Origin of the sequence: Streptomyces coffeae (assembly GCF_016741875.1) — a bacterium.
GTDB lineage: Bacteria > Actinomycetota > Actinomycetes > Streptomycetales > Streptomycetaceae > Streptomyces > Streptomyces coffeae.
On sequence record NZ_JAERRF010000058.1, the window covers coordinates 1 to 20,533 of the forward strand.

Here is a 20,533-nt window from a genome sequence, read left to right on the forward strand (position 1 = left end):
CAGACGGCGGATCTCCTTGCCGCCGTCCGGTGTTCGCTCTCCCCCGGCGGGCTCGGGCCCGCCCTGCTGATCGGCTGGTTCGGCCTGCTCGGCCGGGCTACTGACCTGGCTGGTCACTGCTTCGGACCTCCCTTGAGGCGGCGCTCCTGGACAGTCGGTGCCGACCGGTTGTCCCATGACCATCGTACGTCGGTAAGGGTCGCCTTCCTTGGCTGGATCACATGGTGGACATCACTATGTGGACCCTTTATGTCACGATTTGACACGACTGGTACCCTCCCCCGTGTTGTCATTTCCGCTGATCCCCCGTTCAGCCTTTGGCTTCGCTTTGGCGCCGTGGCGCCCCGGGCACACCCCCGCCCGGACCTGGGTTCTGACGGCAGGTCACACCGGCGCCCACGGTCCTGACCGCCCGATCAGGAATTGAGATACGTGAGCACCGCGAGCACCCGACGGTGATCCCCGTCACTCGGGGACAGTCCCAGCTTCAGGAAGATGTTGCTGACGTGCTTCTCGACCGCCCCGTCGCTCACCACCAGCTGCCGGGCGATCGCCGAGTTCGTCCGGCCCTCCGCCATCAGCCCCAGCACCTCCCGCTCCCGCGGGGTGAGCCCGGCCAGCACATCCTGCTTGCGGCTGCGGCCCAGCAGCTGGGCGACCACCTCCGGGTCGAGGGCGGTGCCGCCCTCGGCGACCCGCACCACGGCGTCCACGAACTCGCGGACCTCGGCCACCCGGTCCTTGAGCAGATAGCCCACCCCGCGGCTGCTGCCCGCCAGCAACTCCGTCGCGTACTGCTCCTCCACGTACTGTGACAGCACCAGCACACCCAGTCCCGGGTGGTCCCGGCGCAGCCGGACGGCCGCCCGCACCCCCTCGTCGGTGTGGGTCGGCGGCATCCGCACATCGGCGACCACCACATCCGGCAGCGCGCCGTCGTCCGCCAGCTCGCGGATCGTCTTGATCAGCGCATCGGCGTCGCCCACCCCCGCGATGACCTCATGGCCACGGTCGGTCAGCAGCCGGGTCAGCCCCTCCCGCAGCAACACCGAATCCTCGGCGATGACCACCCGCACTCTGTCCTTCACGATGCACGGCCCCCGTTCGTTCGGTTCGTCGGGACCAGCATCCCAGGATTTGGACGCCCGCGTCGCACCGACCCGGTGGGGCAGCGGTGGGGGCAGGCGTTTCCGGCCGTCAGCGCCAGGGCAGCTCGGCGGTGACCGTGGTCGGGCCGCCGGGCGGGGAATGGACGATGAGGATGCCGTCCACCGCGTCGAGCCGCTCGGCCAGACCGGCGAGACCCGATCCGGCGGAGGTGTTGGCTCCGCCCCGGCCGTCATCGGTGACCTGGAGCATCACCCGGTCCTCGGCCCGCCACACATCGAGCCCGGCGTTCCGGGCGCCGCTGTGTTTGCTGATGTTCTGGAGGAGTTCGGAGACGGTGAAGTAGGCGATGCCCTCGATGGCGGCTGCGGGGCGGTGGGGGAGGTCGACGGTGACGGTGACGGGGACGGTGCAGCGGGCGGCGAGTGCGGAGAGGGCGGGGCCCAGGCCGCGGTCGGTGAGGATGGCGGGGTGGATGCCGCGGGCGAGGTCGCGTAGTTCCTGGAGGGCGAGTTTGACCTCGCCGTGGGCTTCGTCGACCATCCTGGCCGCGGCCTCCGGGTCCTCCTCGAGTTTCTCCTTGGCCAGGCCCAGGTCCATGGCGAGGGCGACGAGGCGGGCCTGTGCTCCGTCGTGCAGATCGCGTTCGATACGGCGCAGATCGGCGGCGGCGGTGTCCACCACCGTCCCCCGGTCCGACTCCAGCTCCCAGACCCGGGTGGCCAGCCGGGACGGACCCAGCAGCCCGGACACCATCAGCCGGTCGACCGCGGTCAGCCCGCGGATCGTCGGCGGCGTCAGCAGCAGCACCACCACCCCGACGGCACAGGTCGCGGTGATCTCCAGCGGGGAGTCCAGATAGAACGCGCTCCCGTTGTGGTCGCCCCACACCTGTATGCCCGGCTGTTCGCCGAAGGCGGAGAAGGTCCAGCGCCACAGCGGATAGGTCGCCAAGCCCCAGCCGCAGCAGAAGAGGACGATCGCCACCACGAACCCGAAGATGGCCCACGGCAGATGGAGCAGGGCGTAGAGCGCATGGCGCCAGGAGGCGCCGCTCTTGAGCATCGCCCCCACCCAGGCCAGCGGCCCGGTCCGGGGGCGGCCGTCCTTGCCGCTCCTCGGACGGACCGGCTCGGGGGCGGCCACCTCCAGCCCGAGCAGCGCCCGAGCCCGCGCCCGCTCCACGGAGCCCAGCCCCCGGCAGCCCGCGAGGGCCAGACCGAGCACCGGTATCCCGAGGAAGGTGATCAGCAGCCCGGCGCCCAGCGCGATCATCGTGACCGTGTAGACAAAGAAGAGGATGGCCATCGGCAGGCTGACCAGCAGATAGAGGAATTCGCGCCAGACACGGCCGCCGAACGGCGCCCGCAGCGCCGCGGCAAAGCTGCCGCGGGGCTCTGCCCCCGGCCCGTACGGTCCATATGCGGTGGCCATCGTGGTGTCCGTTCTCCGGGGCGCCGGTGGTCCGGCGCACTGCGCGACGTGGGTGGGTGGGTGTCGTCCGTGTGCCTCAAGACTCCCGGAGGGCGGTGGGCCGGACCATCGGGGAGGTCGGCGTCTTCGCCCGGGGGCTAGCCCTACCTCCGGGGCGTACGGAATCCCTCAGCGGGCTGTCGGAACGCTGTCCCGCCAGGGCACCTCGGCGATGACCGACGTCGGCCCCCCGGGCGGGGAGTCCACGGTGAACCGCCCGTCGACCGAGCCCAGCCGCTCCGCGAGCCCCGCCAGTCCGCTGCCTCCGGCCGTGTTCGCCCCACCGCGGCCGTCGTCCCGCACCTGGAACAGCAGCCTGCCGTCCGCGTGCCACATCTCCACCGTCGCCGTGCGGGCGCCGCTGTGTTTGCTGATGTTCTGGAGGAGTTCGGAGACGGTGAAGTAGGCGATGCCCTCGATGGCGGCTGCGGGGCGGTGGGGGAGGTCGACGGTGACGGTGACGGGGACGGTGCAGCGGGCGGCGAGTGCGGAGAGGGCGGGGCCGAGGCCGCGGTCGGTGAGGATGGCGGGGTGGATGCCGCGGGCGAGGTCGCGTAGTTCCTGGAGGGCGAGTTTGACCTCGCCGTGGGCTTCGTCGACCATCCTGGCCGCGGCCTCCGGGTCCTCCTCGAGCTTCTCCTTGGCCAGACCGAGGTCCATGGCGAGGGCGACGAGGCGGGCCTGTGCTCCGTCGTGCAGATCGCGTTCGATACGGCGCAGATCGGCGGCGGCGGTGTCCACCACCGTCCCCCGGTCCGACTCCAGCTCCGCGATCCGCCGCTCCAGCTCGTCCGAGGGCGACAGCAGCCCGCGCACCAGCGCCCGGTCCACATTGGTGAGCGCGCGGGCGATCCAGGGCAGCACCGGCCAGGCGATGAACAGCGAGACCAGCGCGATGGCGAAGGTGAGCACACCCCAGGGCAGCCGGATGAAGCCGTACAGGGTGCTCCGCCAGCCCACCGGGTCCCGCAGACTCGTCCACAGCCGGCCGAAGAAGCCCTGGTCCCGCACGTGCGGCAGCCGGCTGGGCTCGTCCACCCGCACCGAGAGCAGCGCCCTGGCCCGGGACCGCTCGAACCGGCCGAACATCCGCCCGCCGACCAGCCCGGCGGCCAGCAGCGGCAGCCCCACCACCGTGATCGCCAGCCCCGCCCCCAGGGCCAGCCAGACCACGGCGTAGACGAAACCGACGATGCCCACCGGCAGATTCAGCAGCAGATGGGCGATCTCCTTCCACGTCTGCGCGGGAAAGGCGAAGGCGGGCGGGCGGGGCAGGCGCTCATCGGCGTCACCGGCCGCGGAGCCGGAGGATCCGGCCGACGGGCCGGAGGAACGGGAGGTCATAGCAGCCAAGAGTGCCGGGCCCGAAGGACCGGCGCCATGGGGTACGTCGCCGGGCGGGACGTAGGGCTAACCCCACCGGACGCGGGACGTCGTCCCACGGCCCGCCGGACCCGGCCCCACGGCGTACCGGGCCTGCCCCCGCCGCATGCCGGACGGGCGGATCAGCCGGGGACCGCCAGGGCCTAGACTCCGTCCGTACGGATCGTCGAACACACGAGGTCGACGAGGAGCAGGCCAGACAGCCAGGATCAGGGAGCGAGGGGCGGACGTGCCGGAGGCGACGACCGTGCGCACCACCACCAGCGTCCAGCTCGCGGCCGACTACTTCCACGGATACGCGGTGGTCGGTCTGCTCGGAGCGGTCGGGGTGATCTTCGTAGCGGTGGCCTTCGGGGCCGGACGGCTGCTGCGCCCCGTGGTGCCGACGCCCGAGAAGTTGCTGACGTACGAGTGCGGGGTGGACCCCGTGGGCGAGGGCTGGGCACACACCCAGGTCCGCTACTACGTCTACGCTTTCTTGTATGTGATTTTCGCGGTGGACTCGATCTTCCTGTTCCCGTGGGCGACGGTCTTCGCCGCACCCGGCTTCGGCGCCGCCACGCTGGTGGAGATGTTCATCTTCCTCGGGTTCCTCGCCGTAGGTCTGCTGTACGCATGGAAGAAGGGCGTCCTGGAATGGACGTGACACCGACGACGAACCCGGCGACGGCTCCGGTAAACCTCCCGGAGCCCCGCCGCCTCGGCGCGCTCGCCCGGCTGGCCCCCGAGCCGATGAAGGTGGTCCTGAACTGGGGCCGCCGCTACAGCCTGTGGGTCTTCAACTTCGGCCTGGCCTGCTGCGCCATCGAGTTCATCGCGGCGTCCATGGCCCGCCATGACTTCATCCGGCTCGGCGTGATCCCCTTCGCGCCGGGGCCGCGCCAGGCCGACCTGATGGTCGTCTCCGGCACGGTCACGGACAAGATGGCGCCCGCGGTGAAGCGGCTGTACGAGCAGATGCCGGAGCCGAAGTACGTGATCTCCTTCGGGGCCTGCTCCAACTGCGGCGGCCCGTACTGGGACTCGTACTCGGTGACCAAGGGCGTCGACCAGATCATCCCCGTCGATGTGTACGTCCCCGGCTGCCCGCCCCGGCCGGAGGCCCTGCTCCAGGGCATCCTCAAGCTCCAGGAGAAGATCGCCCGCGAGTCGCTCGGCGAGCGCTACGGCGCGGACGCCGCCGCGGGCCGTCCCTCCACGGCCGCCCTCCGCAGCGGCCTGGTCACGCCGCCGGAGCAGCCTCGGCAGCAGCCTCCGGCGCAGGAAGACACCCGATGACCGAGCAGCGACACGAACCGATCGAGCCCCCGGAGGAGACGGCGCAGGCCCCGGAGACCCCGGTCGCCGCCGCGCCGCCCGTGGGCTGGCTGCCGCGGTCCGCCGCCGAGCTGTTCGGCGCGGGCGCCACGGCGGCGGAGGCATACGGCCTGCTCACCGTCGACGTCCCCGCCGAGTCCTGGACGGCGGCGCTGGAGACGGCCCGCGACACCCTCGGCTGCACCTACTTCGACTGGCTGAGCGCGGTCGACGAGCCGGGCGAGGGCTTCCGCGTGGCCGCGTACGTCGTCGCGCTCGCGGGGCCCGCGGCCCCGGGCCCGGCGGTGCGCACGCTGCTGGTCCGCACCACCGTCCCGCACGACGCGCCCGTGCTGCCCACCGCCACCGGCGTCTACGCCGGCGCGGGCTGGCACGAGCGCGAGACCCACGAGATGTTCGGGATCGGCTTCACCGGCCATCCCCATCTGGCACCGCTGCTGCTCCCCGACGGCTTCGAGGGCCATCCGCTGCGCAAGGACTTCGTCCTGGCGGCCCGGGTCGCCAAGGCGTGGCCGGGCGCGAAGGAGCCGGGGGAGTCGGACCACGGCGGGCCCAAGCGGCGGCAGATGCTGCCGCCGGGCGTTCCCGACCCCAACGAATGGGGCCCGCTCAAGGGCCAACTGCCGCCCGCCCCGGCCCGTCCGGCGCGCGGCGCCCGCGCGGCGGGCGAGCGCCCGGCGCGCCGTACCCGCACGGCGAGCGCGGGCTCGGCGAGCCAGCAGCCGGCGGCGGACGCGGCAGCCCCCGCCGAGCGGCCCGCGCGGCGCGCGCGGAGTGCGAGCGAGGGCTCGGCGAGCCGGCAGTCGGCGGCCGCGGGCCCCGAGCCGACGACGGAGACCCCGGCTGCGCCTGAGCGCCCGGTGCGGCGTGCGCGCAGCGCGAGCGGCGGCTCGGCGAGCCAGCGCGAGGCGGTGGCCCCGGCGACGGACGCGTCCGAGCCACCGGCCCCGGACGCCGCGCCTCCGGCCGCTCCGGAGCAGCCCACGCAGCCCGCGCAGACCGCGCGGACGGCGAGTGAGGGCTCGGCCAGTCGGCGTGACGCTGCGGTACCGGACTCGGACGCGTCTGAGACACCAGCTCCCGACGCCGCCGCTCGGGGCGAGCAGCCCACTCGGCAGACACGCAGCGCGAGCGGCGGCTCGGCGGGCCGGCGCGCGGACGCCACCGGAACCCCGGGCGCGGAGAATCCGGAGTCGGACGCCGCGGCCCCGGCCGCGCGGCCCGAGCGCCGTACGCGGTCCTCCGACGCGCCTTGGCACCACGCCCGCCCGGCGTACGACGAATCGGACGCCGGGAAACCGGATGCCGGGAAACCGGACGCCGGGAAACCCGGAGCCGAATCCCCACCCCGCCCGTCCGGCGAGGACCCCCGCCCTGACGAGACCACCACCGACGACCAGCCAGGAGGCACCGGGTGAACGACGTCCTCGACGTCGCGCTGCGACTGCTCGCCCTGCTGCTCGCCTTCCTGGTCCTCCCGCTGGTCGTCGGGCAGACCGAGCACAAGGTGATGGCCCATATGCAGGGCCGCCTCGGACCGATGTACGCGGGCGGCTTCCACGGCTGGGCCCAACTCGTCGCGGACGGCGTGAAGTTCGCGCAGAAGGAGGACGTCGTCCCGGCCGGGGCCGACCGGCGGATCTTCCAGCTCGCGCCTGCCGTCGCGCTGCTCCCGTACCTCCTGGTGCTCGTCGCGATCCCGATCGGCCCCGCCGAGGGCGCCGTCGGCCAGTTCGTGGACGCCGGGATCTTCTTCGTGCTCGCCGTGATGGGCGTCGGCGTCCTGGGTTCGCTGATGGCGGGCTGGGCCTCGGCCAACAAGTTCTCGCTGCTCGGCGGTCTGCGGACGGCCGCCCAGCTGATGGCGTACGAGCTGCCGATGCTGCTGACCGCCGCGTCCGTGGCGATGGCCGCCGGCACCGTCTCGCTGCCCGGCATCCTCGACGCCTTCGAGTGGTGGTGGGTGCCGTGGCAGATCGTCGGCGGGGTGGTGTTCTTCACCGCGGGCCTGGCCGAGCTGCAACGCCCGCCGTTCGACGCCCCGGTGGCCGACTCCGAGATCATCTTCGGTGCGTACACCGAGTACACCGGGCTGCGCTTCGCGCTCTTCCTGCTCGCCGAGTACGCGGGCATCGTGATCCTGTGCGGGCTGACCACCGTGCTTTTCCTCGGCGGCTGGCACGGTCCGTTCGCCGATGACCTCGGCTGGCTGTGGACCCTGCTGAAGACCGCAGTCCTCGCCTTCGTCGTGATCTGGCTGCGGGTGACCTATCCCCGGCTGCGCGAGGACCAGCTCCAGCGGTTCGCCTGGACCTGCCTCATCCCGCTCTCCCTGGCCCAGATCGCCCTCACCGGCGTCGTCAAGGTGGTGATCTCCTGATGGGCATTCCCGGTTCCGGTCTGGCCAAGGGCCTGGCCGTCACCCTCCGCACGATGACGCGGAAGTCGCACACCGCGCAGTATCCGGACGCACAGCCCGAACTGCCGCCCCGCACCCGCGGGGTGATCGGGCTGTTCGAGGAGAACTGCACGGTCTGCATGCTCTGCGCCCGGGAGTGCCCGGACTGGTGCATCTACATCGACTCCCACAAGGAGACCGTGCCCCCGGCCGCCCCCGGTGGGCGTGAGCGCAGCCGGAACGTGCTGGACCGGTTCGCCATCGACTTCGCGCTGTGCATGTACTGCGGTATCTGCATCGAGGTGTGCCCGTTCGACGCGCTGTTCTGGTCACCGGAGTTCGAGTACGCCGAGACCGACATCCGCGAGCTCACCCATGAGCGGGACAAGCTCCGCGAGTGGATGTGGACGGTGCCCGCGCCGCCCGCGCTCGATCCGGCCGCGGAGGAGCCCAAGGAGCTCGCCGCCGCCCGCAAGGCCGCCGACAAGCTGGCCGCCGCGGAGGCGGCCGCGGCCGCCGAAGCCGCCGGCACCACCAGCACGGACGGCGAGACCCCCGGCGACACCTCCCGCGGGAACGGAGCCGCATCGTGAGTTCCGCACATGCGCTCGCGGCAGCAACCGGCCGCGAGCTCGCCGGTCACGGTCTCGCCGCCGCCGGTCACGGCTTCCTGTCGCCCACCGGTGTCGAGATCGCCTTCCTCCTCGTCGGCCTCGCCACCCTCGGCGCGGCCGTCGTCACCGTCACCACCAAGCAGCTGGTGCACGCGGCCCTCTGGCTGGTGGTCACGCTCGGCGGTCTCGCCGTGGAATACCTCCTGCTGACGGCGGAGTTCATCGCCTGGGTGCAGGTGCTGATCTACGTCGGATCCGTTGTGGTCCTCCTCCTCTTCGGGCTGATGCTCACCAAGGCGCCCATCGGCCGCTCACCGGACGCCGATTCGGGCAACCGCCCGGCCGCGCTCGCGGTGGCCATCGCCGCCGCTGCCGCGCTGGTCTGGGTGGTCGTGGACGCCTTCCGGACCACCTGGATCGACCTCGACAAGGGCGTACAGGGCGCCACCGCCGTCACCGGCGACAGCCTCTTCCGGCACTGGGTGCTGCCCTTCGAGGCGCTGTCCGTGCTGCTGCTCGCCGCGCTCGTCGGAGCGATCGTCCTGTCCCGCAAGCGCGGCGGCACGAGCGGCGACAAGAGCGCCACCAACAGCGGCAAGGAGAAGCGCTGATGCACCTCGCCTACCCCGCCGTCCTCGCCGTCCTCCTCTTCTGCACCGGCCTCTACGGCGTGCTCGCCCGGCGCAACGCGATCCTGGTGCTGATGTCGGTCGAGCTGATGCTCAACGCCGTCAACCTCAACCTCGTCGCCTTCGACGTCTGGCTCCGCGACACCCTGCACGCGGGCCAGGCCCTCACCCTGTTCACCATCGCCATCGCCGCCGCCGAGATCGGCATCGGTCTCGCCATCGTCCTCCTCGTCCACCGCAACCGCGGCACCGCCGACGTCGACCGGCTCCGGGACCTCGCCGACCCGCCTCCGGCCGGCACCCCCGCCGCTGACGACAGCGTGACAGCCCCCACTGACAACGGCGCCGACCAGGCAACTCCCGTTCGGAGGCAGACCGCGTGACGACCACGACCGCCGCCGTTCTCGTCCCCCTGCTGCCCTTCCTCGGTGCCCTCGCGGGCCTCGGGGCGGGCCGCCGCGCTCCCGGCTTCGTCCGCCCGCTCGCCGTGCTGCCCACCCTGGCCGCGGCCGCGCTCGCCGTGCTCGTCGCCGTACGCCAGGGCGGGGGAGAGGGCGCCGGAACCGCGCCCCTGCACGCCTCGACCCGGCTCGCCGACACCGGCTCGGTCCCGATCGACCTCGCCCTGAACATCGACGGCTTCGCCGCCCTGGTCGCGGTCCTCGTCGGCGTCGTGGCCACGTGCGTCCAGATCTACTCGACCGGCTATCTGCGCGACGACCCGCGCTACCCCTCCTACGCCGCGCTGGTCTCCCTCTTCACCTCCGCGATGCTGCTCGTCGTCTACTCCGACGACCTCATCGTGCTGCTGGTCGGCTGGGAGATCATGGGCATCTGCTCGTACTTCCTGGTCGGCCACTACTGGGAGACCGCGGCCGCCCGGTCCGCCTCCCTCAAGGCGTTCCTGGTCACCAAGCTGGGCGATGTCCCGTTCCTGATCGGCATCTTCGTGCTCGCGGGCGACACCGGTACGTATCGCATCAGCGGGATCGTCACCCGGCTCACCTCCGACTCCGGCGCCCCGCTGGACCATCCGACCCTGATCGCGCTGCTGCTGCTCGCCGGGGTCGCGGGCAAGTCCGCGCAGTTCCCGCTGCACACCTGGCTGCCCGACGCGATGGCCGGTCCCACTCCGGTCTCCGCGCTCATCCACGCCGCGACGATGGTCGCCGCCGGTGTCTACTTCATCGCGCGGCTGCTGCCCGTCTTCGTCTCCTCCGCCGCGGCGCTCGCCGTGCTCGCCGCCATGGCGGCCGTCACCATGGTCGGTTCGGCGCTCGCCGCGCTCGCCCAGGACGACATCAAACGTGTCCTCGCCTATTCGACCGTCGGTCAGCTCGGCTATATGACCGGCGCGCTGGCCGTCGGCGACCGCGGCGCCGCCGTCTTCCACCTCATCGCGCACGGCGCGTTCAAGGCGCTCCTCTTCCTCGGCGCGGGCGTGATCATCCACGCCGCCGGGACCAACTCGCTCGCCGCCATGTCCCGGATGAGCGGCCTCACCAAGCGGATCCCGGACGCCTTCTGGACCGTGACGGTCGCGCTGCTCGCGCTCGCCGCCCTCCCGCCTTTCGCGGGCTTCTTCTCCAAGGAGGCCGTCCTCGGCGCTGCCGAGCACGCCGCCACCGGCCACACCGCCGACATCCCCGAGGGCGTCGGCTGGACCGTGCTCGTCGCCGGGGTGCTCACGGCCCTGCTCACCGCCGGCTACGCCGCGCGGCTGTGGCTGATGGCCTTCCGGGGCAAGGGCGAGCCCGCCCCCGACCACGGAAAGCAGCCGGTCGCCATGAACGCCGTGCTGTGGGTGCTGTTCGTGCCCACCGCCGCGCTCGGCCTGGCCTACGGCGTCCTGCCCGACTGGTTCGACGGCGAGAGCCTCACCCCGACCTTCACCACCTCCGTCCTGGGCACCGGCATGGCTCTCGCCGGAGCGCTGGTGATGTACGGCGCCTGGCGGCACACCTCCGCCCGCGCCGCCCGCCTCCCGCTCGGCGCGCTGGCCGCCCACCCGGACGCCGCCGACGCCGTCTCCGAGGCCGAGGCCATCGCCACCCACGAGGCCGCCTACGGCTCCGTCGCCGGGGCGACCGACCCGGCCGACCCCGGCCGTCTGCTGCTCGGCCCGCTGCACCGCCACGCGGCCACCGGCTTTCACCTCGACGCCGTCTACAGCGCGCTGTTCGTCCGCCCGGTGCGTGCCGCCGCCGGTCTCGTCCGCTTCCTCGACCGCGCGGTCATCGAGACCTATGTGCGCGGCGCGGCCGGTGCGCCCGGCCTGTTCGGCGCGGCCGTCCGCCGTGCCCAGAACGGCAATGTGCAGACCTATCTCGGCGCACTGCTCGCGGGCTCCCTCGTCCTGGCCGTCGCCGCCGTCCTCGTCGCAGCGGGAGCCTGACCCGTGAACCACACCACCCTGCAAGCCCTCCTCCTGGCCCTGGTCGTGCTGCCGTTGCTCGGCTCCGTCGCCGCCCTGCTCCCGGCCCCGCCCGGGCTGCGCGGTCGCGGCCCCGAGCAGGCCGTGCTCCGGCACGGGGTGACCGTCACCGGCGCGGTGCTGGCCGCCGCCATCGCCCTGGCCGCCGGGTTCGACCACGACCACCCGGCCCGGATGCAGGGGCAGACCGATGTCAGCTGGATCCCGGCGCTGGACATCCGGATCCACCTCGGGGTGGACGGTGTCTCCCTGCCGCTGCTGGTGCTGACCGCGCTGCTGACGTTCCTCTGCGCGCTCTACGGCTACTACAACCCGCCCGCCGGGCCGTCGCCCAAGGCGTTCGTCTCGCTGCTGCTGCTCCTGGAGGGCGGCACCCTCGCCAGCTTCGCGGTCCTCGACCTGATGCTGTTCTTCCTGGCGTTCGAGATGGTGCTCATCCCGATGTACTTCCTCATCAACCGATGGGGAGGCGCCGAACGGGAGCGCGCCGCCTGGCGGTTCATCCTCTACACGCTGCTCGGCTCCGTCGTCATGCTGCTCGGCCTCCTCCTCGTCGGGCTCAAGGGCGGCACCTTCGACATGGTGGCACTCGCCTCCGACAAGGGTTCCGGGCTCAGCCACACCACCCAGCTGATCGCGGCCCTGGCCATCATCGTGGGACTGGCCGTCAAGGCTCCGATGTGGCCGCTGCACAGCTGGCTCCCCGACGCTCACACGGCCGCCCCCACCGTCGGCTCCGTCCTCCTGGCGGGCGTCCTGCTCAAGATGGGCACCTACGGACTGGTGCGCATCGTGCTGCCGATGACCCCCGACGGTGCCCACACCTACGCGCCCTACCTCGCCGCGTTCGCCGTCGTGGGCATCCTCTACGGATCGCTCGCCTGTCTGGCGCTCGCGCGCAGCGGCGCCAAGGGCGACCTCAAGCGGCTGATCGCCTACTCCTCCGTCGGCCACATGGGCTTTGTCCTCCTGGGCATCGCGACCCTCACCCCCACCGGGGTCAACGGCGCGCTGTTCGCCAACATCGCCCACGGCCTGATCACCGGGCTGCTGTTCTTCCTCGTCGGCGCTCTCAAGGACCGCACCGGCACCACCGATCTCGACCAGCTCTCGGGCACCAGCGGCGCGGCCCTCTACGGGCGGGCGCCGCGCCTGGGCGGACTGCTCGCCTTCGGCGCCGTCGCCTCCCTGGGGCTGCCCGGACTCGCCGGGTTCTGGGGCGAGATGCTCGCCATGTTCGGCGCGTTCGAACCCGCCGACGGGCTCAGCCGCCCGGCGTACCTCACCTTCATGGCGCTCGCCGGATTCGGCACCCTGCTGACCGCCGCCTACATGCTCGTCGTCGTACGGCGTGTGTGCATGGGCGACCACCCCGCCGAGCCCGGACAGCACCCCGCAGAACCGGGGGCCGAACGGCCCGCCCTGGCCGACGTCCGCGGCCACGAGGCCGCCGCCTGGAGCCCTCTGGTGGCCCTCACCGTCCTCGCCGGACTCTGGCCCGCGGCCCTCCTCGGCCTCAGCGACCCGGCCGTGCAGCAGCTCCTCGCGGGAGGCAAGTGATGACCCCGATCGCTGCGGGCCCCTCCGGGCTCGCCATGGACTCCCCGGCGCTGGCCGGGAGCCTGGTCCAGTCGGTCGACTGGCTCGCCATCGCCCCGCCCACCATCGCCGCCGTGGCCGCCCTGGTCTGCCTCGTCGCCGACCTCTTCCTGCCCGAGGGCCGCAAGCCCCTGCTGGGCTGGCTGGCCGTCGGGGGTCTCGCCCTGGCCGCGCTCAGCCTGCTGCCGCTGGTGAACGGCGACCGCTCCACCTTCTGTCTGACCTCCGACGCCGATGTGTGCAGCTACACGGCCGACAGCTTCGCGCTCGTCATCCAGTTCCTGGTGCTCGGCGGGGCGCTGCTCACCGCGCTGCTGTCCATCAGCAATGTCGCCGATCTCAAACTCCCCGCGGGCGAGTTCTGGTTCCTGCTGCTGTCCTCCGCCTCCGGCGCGGCCCTGCTGCCCGCCTCACGCGATCTGGCGACCCTCGTCATCGCCCTGGAGGTGGCCTCCCTCCCGGCCTTCGCCCTGGTCGGCATGCGCCGCGGCGACCGCCTCTCCTCCGAGGCCGCGCTGAAGTTCTTCCTCTCCTCGGTCACCGCGACGGCCGTGATGCTGCTCGGCGTCAGCTTCGTCTACGCCGCCACCGGCAGCCTCCATCTGTCCCGGATCGCCGAGGGCCTCACCCACGTCGATCCGCGGCTCGACACCCTCGCCCAGGCGGGCGTCGTGCTCACCCTGGTCGGCTTCGCGTTCAAGACCGCGGCCGTCCCCTTCCACTTCTGGGTGCCGGACACCTATGTGGGCGCGCCGGTTCCGGTGGCCGCCTATCTGTCCGTCGTCGGCAAGGCGGTCGGCTTCTCCGGCCTCATCCTGGTGACCGTCCTCGCCTTCCCGTCCTACGCCGAGGTGTGGGGCCCGGTGGTCGCCGTTCTCGCCGCGCTGACCATGACCGCCGGCAACGCCGCGGCGCTGCGCCAGCGCCCCGAGCGCGCCTTCAGCGCCGTCCGGCTGCTCGCCTGGTCCTCGGTCGCGCAGGCGGGCTACCTCCTGGTGCCGATCGCCGCCGCCGGGTACGGGGACAGCGCGAAGGAGATCTCCCATTCCGTGGGCACCACCGTCGCCTACGCCCTGATGTACGCGGCCGTGAACCTCGGGGCGTTCGCCGTGGCCGCCCTGGTGGCCCGTACCAGCCCGGGCAACCGGCTCACCGACTACCGCGGCCTGTACGCCACCCGCCCGGCCGCCGCCCTCGCCCTCGGCTTCTTCCTGCTCTGCCTGGCCGGGCTGCCCCCGGGCATCATCGGGCTCTTCGCCAAGGTGGCCGTCTTCTCCGCGGCCGTCGACGCCGGGCTGGGCTGGCTGGCCGTGGTGATGGCCGTGAACGTGGTGATCGCGCTCTACTACTACCTCCAGTGGACGGCGGCGCTCTTCCGCGCCCCTGCCGCGGAGACCGCCGCGGCACCCACGGGGGAGGCGGCTCTCCCCCGGACGGCGGCGGCCCCGCTCACCGCCGCCATCGGCCTGGCCGCCGTCCTCGGCATCGCCCTGTCCGGCGCCCCTCAGCTCGTGCTCCGCTTCGCCTCGGGCACGCTGCTGTGATCCGATCCTCACCGGTCGGCGGCGCTCAGCCGTGTGCACAAGGGAACTAGAGGCTCTCACCTGGCGTTGACCAGTTCGGGAGGGTCCACTGGAAGGTGGAGACACCCACCGAAGGTTCCCCCGCGGCACTACTTGGGAGGGCGTACCGTGCACCGCCGGCACAACGGGCTGAAGACCGCCGTACTCCTCGGGGGACTGTCCGCGCTCATCATCGTCATCGGCAGCCTCTTCGGCCGTACGGGACTGATCATCGCGGTCTTCGTCGCCCTCGCGACCAACGCCTACGCCTACTGGAACAGCGACAAGCTGGCCCTGCGCGCCATGCGCGCGCGTCCCGTCAGCGAATTCGAGGCCCCCCAGCTCTACCGCATGGTCCGCGAGCTCTCCACGGCCGCCCGCCAGCCCATGCCCCGCCTCTACATCTCCCCGACCGAGGCCCCCAACGCCTTCGCGACCGGCCGCAACCCGCGGAACGCGGCGGTGTGCTGCACCGACGGCATCCTGCGGCTGCTCGACGAGCGTGAGCTGCGCGGGGTCATCGGCCATGAGCTGAGCCATGTCTACAACCGCGACATCCTCATCTCGTCGGTCGCGGGTGCCCTGGCCACCGTGGTGATGTTCCTGGTCAACTTCGCCTGGCTGATCCCCATCGGCCGGTCCGACGACGACGAGGGCCCCGGCTTCGTCGGCATGCTACTGATCATGATCCTGGGCCCGCTCGCGGCCTCCCTCATCCAGCTCGCCGTCAGCCGCTCCCGCGAGTACGAGGCGGACGCCTCCGGCGCCCAGCTCACCGGCGACCCCCTCGCCCTCGCCGGCGCCCTGCGCAAGCTGGACGCCGGGACCAAGCAGCTCCCGCTGCCCCCTGAGCCCCGTCTGGAGACCGCCGGCCATATGATGATCGCCAACCCCTTCGGGGCCGGTGGCGGCATGTCCAAGCTCTTCTCCACCCACCCGCCCATGGGCGAGCGCATCGCCCGGCTCGAAGAGATGGCAGGCAACCAGCGATGAAGACGATCCTGAACATCATCTGGCTGGTGTTCGGCGGCCTCTGGATGGCCCTCGGCTATCTACTGGCCGGGCTGTTGCTGTGTATCACCATCATCGGCATCCCCTTCGGCATCGCCTCGTTCCGCATCGCGGGCTTCGCCCTATGGCCCTTCGGCCGCATGGCCGTCCCCCGCCGCGACGCCGGCGCCCCCTCCTGCGTCGGAAACGTCCTCTGGCTCGTCCTCGCGGGCTGGTGGCTCGCCCTCGGCCACATCATCACCGGCGTGGTGATGTGCCTGACGATCATCGGCATCCCGCTGGGCCTGGCCAACTTCAAGCTGATCCCGATCTCCCTCACCCCCCTGGGCCACGAGATCGTCCGCACGGACCAGCCCTTCGCGGGGCGCTGAGGAGAACCGGACCCAACTGGTCCCGCTTCTCGGCCCGTTCGGGGTGGACTGCGCCACAGCCGACAGGTACGTCCGGGCCCATCAGCCCAAGCGTGTGTGAAGCTCGCATCTCGTCTCCGCGCCTGTTGGGGAAGATCCAAGCGTTTCACCGAGGGAGCACCACGTGACGCCACCAGGAACCATCACCGTCGAGCGATTGGACGGCCGGGCCGCAGCGCGGGCCGAGAACGCGATCCGGCTGGTCTACGCCGAAGCCTTCGCGGAACCGCCCTACGAGGAGACCGCGGACGATATCGACGCCGCCTTCCGCCGCTTCCCCTCCCAGACCCGCAAGGGCACCTTCCGTGCCACCCTTGCCCGGACCGAGGACGGCGAGCCGGTCGGCATGGCGTACGGCTCCCTGCTCGGCCCCGACGCGGAGTGGTGGGACAAACTGACCGAGCCCGTCTCCGACGACCTGCGACGAGAGACCGGACACCGCACCTTCGGGCTCATGGAACTCGCCGTTCGTCGTCCCTGGCGCAGGCGTGGCATGGCCCGCCGACTGCACGAGGCTCTGCTCGACGGCATCGAGGCCGAGCGGGTGCTCCTCAATGTTCATCCGGACAGCGTGGCGGCGACGACCGCGTACCACGCATGGGGCTATCGCAAGGTCGGCGAGGCGCGCCCGTGGGCGGAGGCCGACCTCCACGATGTGTTGCTGCTCGCCCTCCGCTGAGCGGAGCGGAGGGCACCGTGGGCGTCACCCGCAGTGAAGCTCTTGGGTGACGCGGGCACAACGAGGACACCCGCTGAGACATTGCTCGGCGATGTGCCCCGTTGTGCCCCGCGACGTCTGCGTGATGGCGTTCGCGCAGGTCAGAATGGCTTTAGCGGTAGTTCACGAACTGCAGCGCGAAGTCGAAGTCCTTGCCCTTGAGCAGCGCGATCACCGACTGGAGGTCGTCCCGGCTCTTGGACGACACCCGCAGCTCATCACCCTGCACCTGCGCCTTGACGCCCTTCGGCCCCTCATCGCGGATGATCTTGGCGACCTTCTTCGCGTTGTCCTGGGTGATCCCCTCCTGCAACGAGGCGAAGATCTTGTACTCCTTGCCCGAGGCCTGCGGCTCGCCCGTGTCCAGCGACTTCAGCGAGATCCCGCGCTTCACCAGCTTGGACTGGAAGACATCGAGGATCGCCTTCACCCGCTCCTCGGAGTTGGCGCGCATCTCGATCTTCTCGCCCGACCACTCGATCGAGGCGCCGACGTTCTTGAAGTCGTAGCGCTGGGAGATCTCGCGGCTCGCCTGGTTGAGAGCGTTGTCGACCTCCTGCCGCTCGACCTTCGAGACGATGTCGAAACTGGAGTCGGCCATCTTGAGTTGGCTCCTCGTACGTAGATCCGTCAGTGGCACGGCCCCTCGGACCGCATCAGTCAGCCTAGCGATCTCGGCCATGATCCAGAGGCGATCAACCGGGTGGCGAACCACCCCTCCGCATCAGGTATTGTTTACGTCGTTGCCAGGGATCAGCGACGCGCAAGCGGAGCACCTGGCCACATCCCAGGCGGTGTGCCCGAGTGGCCAATGGGAGCGGACTGTAAATCCGTCGGCTTAGCCTACCCAGGTTCGAATCCTGGCGCCGCCACACTGGGTAAACGGCCCCCGAGCTGCGGAAACGCGGCCGGGGGCCGTTCTCATGACAGTGCGGAGTCAGGGTTACTGTCTCGCTCCACATCGCTCTGTGCCGTGCTCTACCAGTGCGTCTGGACGACCTGTGGACGGGCGGTACTGTCGCTGAGCCATGGCCTTGATCCGCCTGCCCAATGTTCGTGACGCAGCTTGCCGCGCCCGACTGCGTCGAGGCGTCCGGCCCCGGGGTGACGCAGCACACCCGCTGCGGTCAGCGAGCCGTGAGGTCGGCTTCGCAGCCTGGGCCCAGCCCAGGGCCGATGCTGGCATTGAGCAACTAGCGTTTCACCCTGCCGCGGATAGCCAGGACGGCGAAGCCGAGCAGGACTGGCTCGACCAGGCGGGAAGCCATTTCGGTGTAGGTGCCCGCAGTGGTCAGTTCTTGGCCGGAAGAGCGAAAGACCACCGAGTTGATCACTACCCGCAGGGATTTTTCGAACCGCTTCGTGGACAGACGCTCACGATATGGCCCCTCGGGGTTGACCGGATCGGGAGTGTCCGTAGTCATCGTGATGCTGCGGCCGGTGAGAGCACCGGTGCTTCTCGGCTTGGGGGCTTCCTGCGGCACACCCCACAGCATCATCGCCAGGACAGTTGCAGTCAGGGCCATCAGCAACCAGCCGACGGCGCGAGAAGCCCGCAGCCCGTATCCGGACAGTGCCCAGTACGCGCCGAGCAGGCCCCGTTCGGCACGAGGGGTCTCGTGGTCGTGCCGCCGCATCTCCATCTCGCCGTAGTAGAAGTCGGCGGCGCCGGGTTCGTTCTTGCCGTCCTCGAAGGCCTTGCGTAGCTGGCGGTACACCGGTGCCAGTGCGGCTGGCCTCAGTACCTCCACCCCCTCCGGAGCAGGCGTCCAGCTGCTGCCGGCGCTGCCGCGGGAAGCACGCCAGTACTGCTCTTCGGCCAGCGTCTGCCGTGGTGTCCAGCGCACCCACCAGGCACGCCTACCCAGCCCAGAAGGGGCGCTCGCCAAAGGGCAGCGCCCTTCTAGTCTCAGCTGGTCGAGATGAATCGTTCCGGAGAATAGGCACTCGCTGAGGTCCACGTTGGTGAGCACCAGGTGCGCCGCGTCAACGCCTCGCAGTGACACGACGCCCACGCGCGGGTCTGTCAGGCCGGCCTCGGCCATCTCTGCACCGTCCACGACGAAGGGCCGGGAGTAGGCGGCGATGTTCAGCGGGTATTCCAGCACCGCGTCGCTCAGGTCCACACAGGCGTGCCGCAGCCGCAATGCGGCTGTGGAGCTCCACCGTGTTCGTTGGCAATGCAGATCCCTCGATGCCGCTTCGATAGTCACAGCGGTTCCAAACACCGCCTCTGACAAATCCAGCGTCCCTGAGCACATCAGCGGTCCGATTGCAGAGGCCTGTTCGAATACTGCCGTTCGGAAGTTCACATCGCCGCTAACCTTCGTTCCGTCGAATTTAGCGTCCGCCGATCCCCGAAGGCTCCCCGAACTGCCGCTACTCAGTCCAGGGCGACCCCCGCCGCCCCACTCCCCGGCGCCTGAAGTCGGGGCTCGACTCCCCATGGGCTACAGAAAGGTGACCCCGGGTGCCCAAACGCTACGAGTCCATCGCTGACGACCTCCGTCAGAAGATCCACGCGGGCGACCTGGCGGCCGGCGCACGGCTTCCAGCAGAAACAACTCTGGCCGCGGAGTACCGGACGAGCTTGCCGACGATGCGGATGGCCCTCGGCCTCCTCCAAGCCGAAGGGCTGATCGAGAAGCGGCACGGAAGCGGAAACTATGTCCGAGGGGCGGTGAGTCTTGTCGAGTACACCAGCGATCGGGACATCGGGGGAGCACCCACCGTGGCGCTGAGCGCGATCGATGCCCCCTTGGAGACCGTTGTCAGCGTGTGCGAAGTCGATGCGGCCGAAGACGTGGCCGCACTCATGAAGGTGCCGCCCGGCACACGCCTGGTCGAGTACGTCTACCGACGCCAGCGCCACAGCGAACCCGCCCCACACGGACTCTCACGCTCGTACCTGATTCGCGAGCTCATGCCGAGCACCCCACAACTCCCCTCCACCACCCCATCTCCGTGGAGCGATCATCTCCACAAACAACTCGACGCCGCGGGCTTCAAGCTGGACCGCATCGAGCAACGTCTGACAGCCCGCCCGCCGACCGTCGAAGAGGCGCGCGAGCTGGGCATCGTTGGCGTGGGAGTCTCCGTGCTGGCGATCCAGCGCTCATCCATCGACACCGAGGGACGAACGGTCGAGGCATCCCTCGTCGTCCTGTCAGGTGACCGAGCTATGGCTGTCGTCACCACCCCGGTGGTCTCACGCTGACAGCCCAGGTCGAGGCGGTCCTATCGGTAGGGAGCTTGCTGATTGGGCCGCCTTCTCTCTGCTCTGACCGTCGTCTTTGGGCTCAGCTGGCGGCTGTTGAGTTACAACCTGCTCTGCGACATCAAGGCGGCTCGCCCCGCTCCCCGCGCGCTGCCCGGCCCCCGGCCGGGCCTGCGCTCCTGCCTCCGCCCTGCTCCAGCCCGGCCGATGCCCGTGCGGTGGCCCCTCGGGGAGCCGGGTGCGGTCGGCTGGTGTTCATCGCTGGCTCCTCTGCCTTCCTGGCTCCCCCGCGACCCGGCTCAGCGTTCAGTACTGCTCGGTCTCCATAAAACCCGTGCTCGCGTTATCGTCCGCGTCGAAGGCAGCGGTGGTCGGGTCGAATCCGGGCGGGCTGTCCTTGAGCGCCAGGCCCAGGCCGGCCAGCTTCGCCTTGACCTCGTCGATCGACTTCGCACCGAAGTTGCGGATGTCGAGCAGGTCCGCCTCGGAACGGGCCAGGAGCTCACCCACGGAGTGGACGCCCTCACGCTTGAGGCAGTTGTACGAGCGGACCGTCAGCTCCAGCTCCTCGATCGGCAGCGCCATGTCGGCGGCCAGGGCGGAGTCCGTCGGGGACGGGCCCATGTCGATGCCCTCGGCGTCCACGTTCAGCTCGCGGGCG

20 protein-coding genes and 1 tRNA gene are annotated in these 20,533 nt (G+C 71.0%); 15 read left to right on the forward strand and 6 right to left on the reverse strand.

The window, feature by feature from the left end; genetic code table 11:
• Window positions 1-416: 416 nt before the first annotated feature.
• The 3 genes from JK363_RS40120 to JK363_RS40130 all read right to left on the reverse strand — a co-directional run bounded on the left by JK363_RS40120 (window position 417) and on the right by JK363_RS40130 (window position 3,924).
• Entirely contained in the window at window positions 417-1,076 is a 660-nt protein-coding gene (locus JK363_RS40120; protein WP_201883291.1) for a response regulator transcription factor, read from the reverse strand.
• 121 nt (window positions 1,077-1,197) lie between these two features.
• On the reverse strand, window positions 1,198-2,541 hold the full coding sequence (locus JK363_RS40125) for a sensor histidine kinase (RefSeq protein ID WP_201883276.1): 1,344 nt from the start codon (window positions 2,539-2,541) through the stop codon (window positions 1,198-1,200).
• Between the two features lie 168 nt (window positions 2,542-2,709).
• Entirely contained in the window at window positions 2,710-3,924 is a 1,215-nt protein-coding gene (locus JK363_RS40130; RefSeq protein WP_201883277.1) for a sensor histidine kinase, read from the reverse strand.
• Between the two features lie 268 nt (window positions 3,925-4,192).
• Between JK363_RS40130 and JK363_RS40135 the strand changes: the two genes are divergently transcribed.
• The 13 genes from JK363_RS40135 to JK363_RS40195 all read left to right on the forward strand — a co-directional run bounded on the left by JK363_RS40135 (window position 4,193) and on the right by JK363_RS40195 (window position 16,616).
• Window positions 4,193-4,609, forward strand: coding sequence for an NADH-quinone oxidoreductase subunit A (locus tag JK363_RS40135; RefSeq protein WP_176181380.1), 417 nt, complete (start codon window positions 4,193-4,195; stop codon window positions 4,607-4,609).
• Window positions 4,600-5,241 (forward strand): NADH-quinone oxidoreductase subunit B, encoded by a 642-nt coding sequence (locus tag JK363_RS40140; RefSeq protein ID WP_201883278.1) that lies wholly within the window; start codon window positions 4,600-4,602, stop codon window positions 5,239-5,241. Before JK363_RS40135 ends, JK363_RS40140 begins: the two co-directional genes overlap by 10 nt.
• Window positions 5,238-6,698, forward strand: a complete 1,461-nt coding sequence (locus tag JK363_RS40145) for an NADH-quinone oxidoreductase subunit C (RefSeq protein WP_201883279.1) — start codon at window positions 5,238-5,240, stop codon at window positions 6,696-6,698. The genes JK363_RS40140 and JK363_RS40145 overlap by 4 nt, the downstream gene beginning before the upstream one ends.
• A complete protein-coding gene (locus JK363_RS40150) occupies window positions 6,695-7,660 on the forward strand; it encodes a complex I subunit 1/NuoH family protein (RefSeq protein ID WP_201883280.1) in 966 nt (321 codons plus the stop codon). Before JK363_RS40145 ends, JK363_RS40150 begins: the two co-directional genes overlap by 4 nt.
• On the forward strand, window positions 7,660-8,271 hold the full coding sequence (locus JK363_RS40155; protein ID WP_201883281.1) for a NuoI/complex I 23 kDa subunit family protein: 612 nt from the start codon (window positions 7,660-7,662) through the stop codon (window positions 8,269-8,271). The genes JK363_RS40150 and JK363_RS40155 overlap by 1 nt, the downstream gene beginning before the upstream one ends.
• Window positions 8,268-8,903, forward strand: coding sequence for an NADH-quinone oxidoreductase subunit J family protein (locus JK363_RS40160; protein WP_372444948.1), 636 nt, complete (start codon window positions 8,268-8,270; stop codon window positions 8,901-8,903). The genes JK363_RS40155 and JK363_RS40160 overlap by 4 nt, the downstream gene beginning before the upstream one ends.
• Window positions 8,903-9,304 (forward strand): NADH-quinone oxidoreductase subunit NuoK, encoded by a 402-nt coding sequence (gene nuoK / locus JK363_RS40165; protein ID WP_201883282.1) that lies wholly within the window; start codon window positions 8,903-8,905, stop codon window positions 9,302-9,304. The genes JK363_RS40160 and nuoK overlap by 1 nt, the downstream gene beginning before the upstream one ends.
• Window positions 9,301-11,316 carry an NADH-quinone oxidoreductase subunit 5 family protein gene (locus tag JK363_RS40170; protein WP_201883283.1) on the forward strand — a complete coding sequence of 672 codons (2,016 nt, stop codon included), beginning with the start codon at window positions 9,301-9,303 and terminating at the stop codon, window positions 11,314-11,316. Before nuoK ends, JK363_RS40170 begins: the two co-directional genes overlap by 4 nt.
• Before the next feature lie 3 nt (window positions 11,317-11,319).
• The gene (locus JK363_RS40175) at window positions 11,320-12,915 is read left to right on the forward strand and encodes a complex I subunit 4 family protein (RefSeq protein WP_201883284.1); all 1,596 of its coding nucleotides are present in this window, start codon (window positions 11,320-11,322) and stop codon (window positions 12,913-12,915) included.
• Window positions 12,915-14,498: an NADH-quinone oxidoreductase subunit N gene (locus JK363_RS40180; protein ID WP_372444949.1), complete on the forward strand. Its 1,584-nt coding sequence runs from the start codon at window positions 12,915-12,917 to the stop codon at window positions 14,496-14,498. Before JK363_RS40175 ends, JK363_RS40180 begins: the two co-directional genes overlap by 1 nt.
• A 147-nt stretch (window positions 14,499-14,645) precedes the next feature.
• Window positions 14,646-15,509 (forward strand): zinc metalloprotease HtpX, encoded by an 864-nt coding sequence (gene htpX / locus JK363_RS40185; RefSeq protein WP_201883285.1) that lies wholly within the window; start codon window positions 14,646-14,648, stop codon window positions 15,507-15,509.
• Complete coding sequence (locus JK363_RS40190) at window positions 15,506-15,898, forward strand: YccF domain-containing protein (protein WP_201883286.1); 393 nt, start codon at window positions 15,506-15,508, stop codon at window positions 15,896-15,898. Before htpX ends, JK363_RS40190 begins: the two co-directional genes overlap by 4 nt.
• A gap of 163 nt (window positions 15,899-16,061) precedes the next feature.
• Window positions 16,062-16,616, forward strand: a complete 555-nt coding sequence (locus JK363_RS40195; RefSeq protein WP_201883287.1) for a GNAT family N-acetyltransferase — start codon at window positions 16,062-16,064, stop codon at window positions 16,614-16,616.
• Between the two features lie 151 nt (window positions 16,617-16,767).
• On the opposite strand, the gene JK363_RS40200 is transcribed toward JK363_RS40195, so the two are convergent.
• Entirely contained in the window at window positions 16,768-17,256 is a 489-nt protein-coding gene (locus tag JK363_RS40200) for a YajQ family cyclic di-GMP-binding protein (RefSeq protein ID WP_201883288.1), read from the reverse strand.
• A gap of 189 nt (window positions 17,257-17,445) precedes the next feature.
• Between JK363_RS40200 and JK363_RS40205 the strand changes: the two genes are divergently transcribed.
• Window positions 17,446-17,527: transfer RNA gene (locus JK363_RS40205), tRNA-Tyr, on the forward strand.
• 321 nt (window positions 17,528-17,848) lie between these two features.
• On the opposite strand, the gene JK363_RS40210 is transcribed toward JK363_RS40205, so the two are convergent.
• Complete coding sequence (locus JK363_RS40210; protein WP_201883289.1) at window positions 17,849-18,781, reverse strand: hypothetical protein; 933 nt, start codon at window positions 18,779-18,781, stop codon at window positions 17,849-17,851.
• Between the two features lie 344 nt (window positions 18,782-19,125).
• Here JK363_RS40210 and JK363_RS44505 point away from each other — a divergent pair, with 344 nt between their 5' ends.
• The gene (locus JK363_RS44505) at window positions 19,126-19,872 is read left to right on the forward strand and encodes a GntR family transcriptional regulator (protein WP_201883290.1); all 747 of its coding nucleotides are present in this window, start codon (window positions 19,126-19,128) and stop codon (window positions 19,870-19,872) included.
• A 306-nt stretch (window positions 19,873-20,178) separates the two neighbouring features.
• Here JK363_RS44505 and JK363_RS40220 read toward each other — a convergent pair.
• Window positions 20,179-20,533 (reverse strand): DNA-directed RNA polymerase subunit alpha C-terminal domain-containing protein (locus JK363_RS40220; protein ID WP_307822081.1); only part of this gene is annotated, 355 nt, incomplete at its 5' end.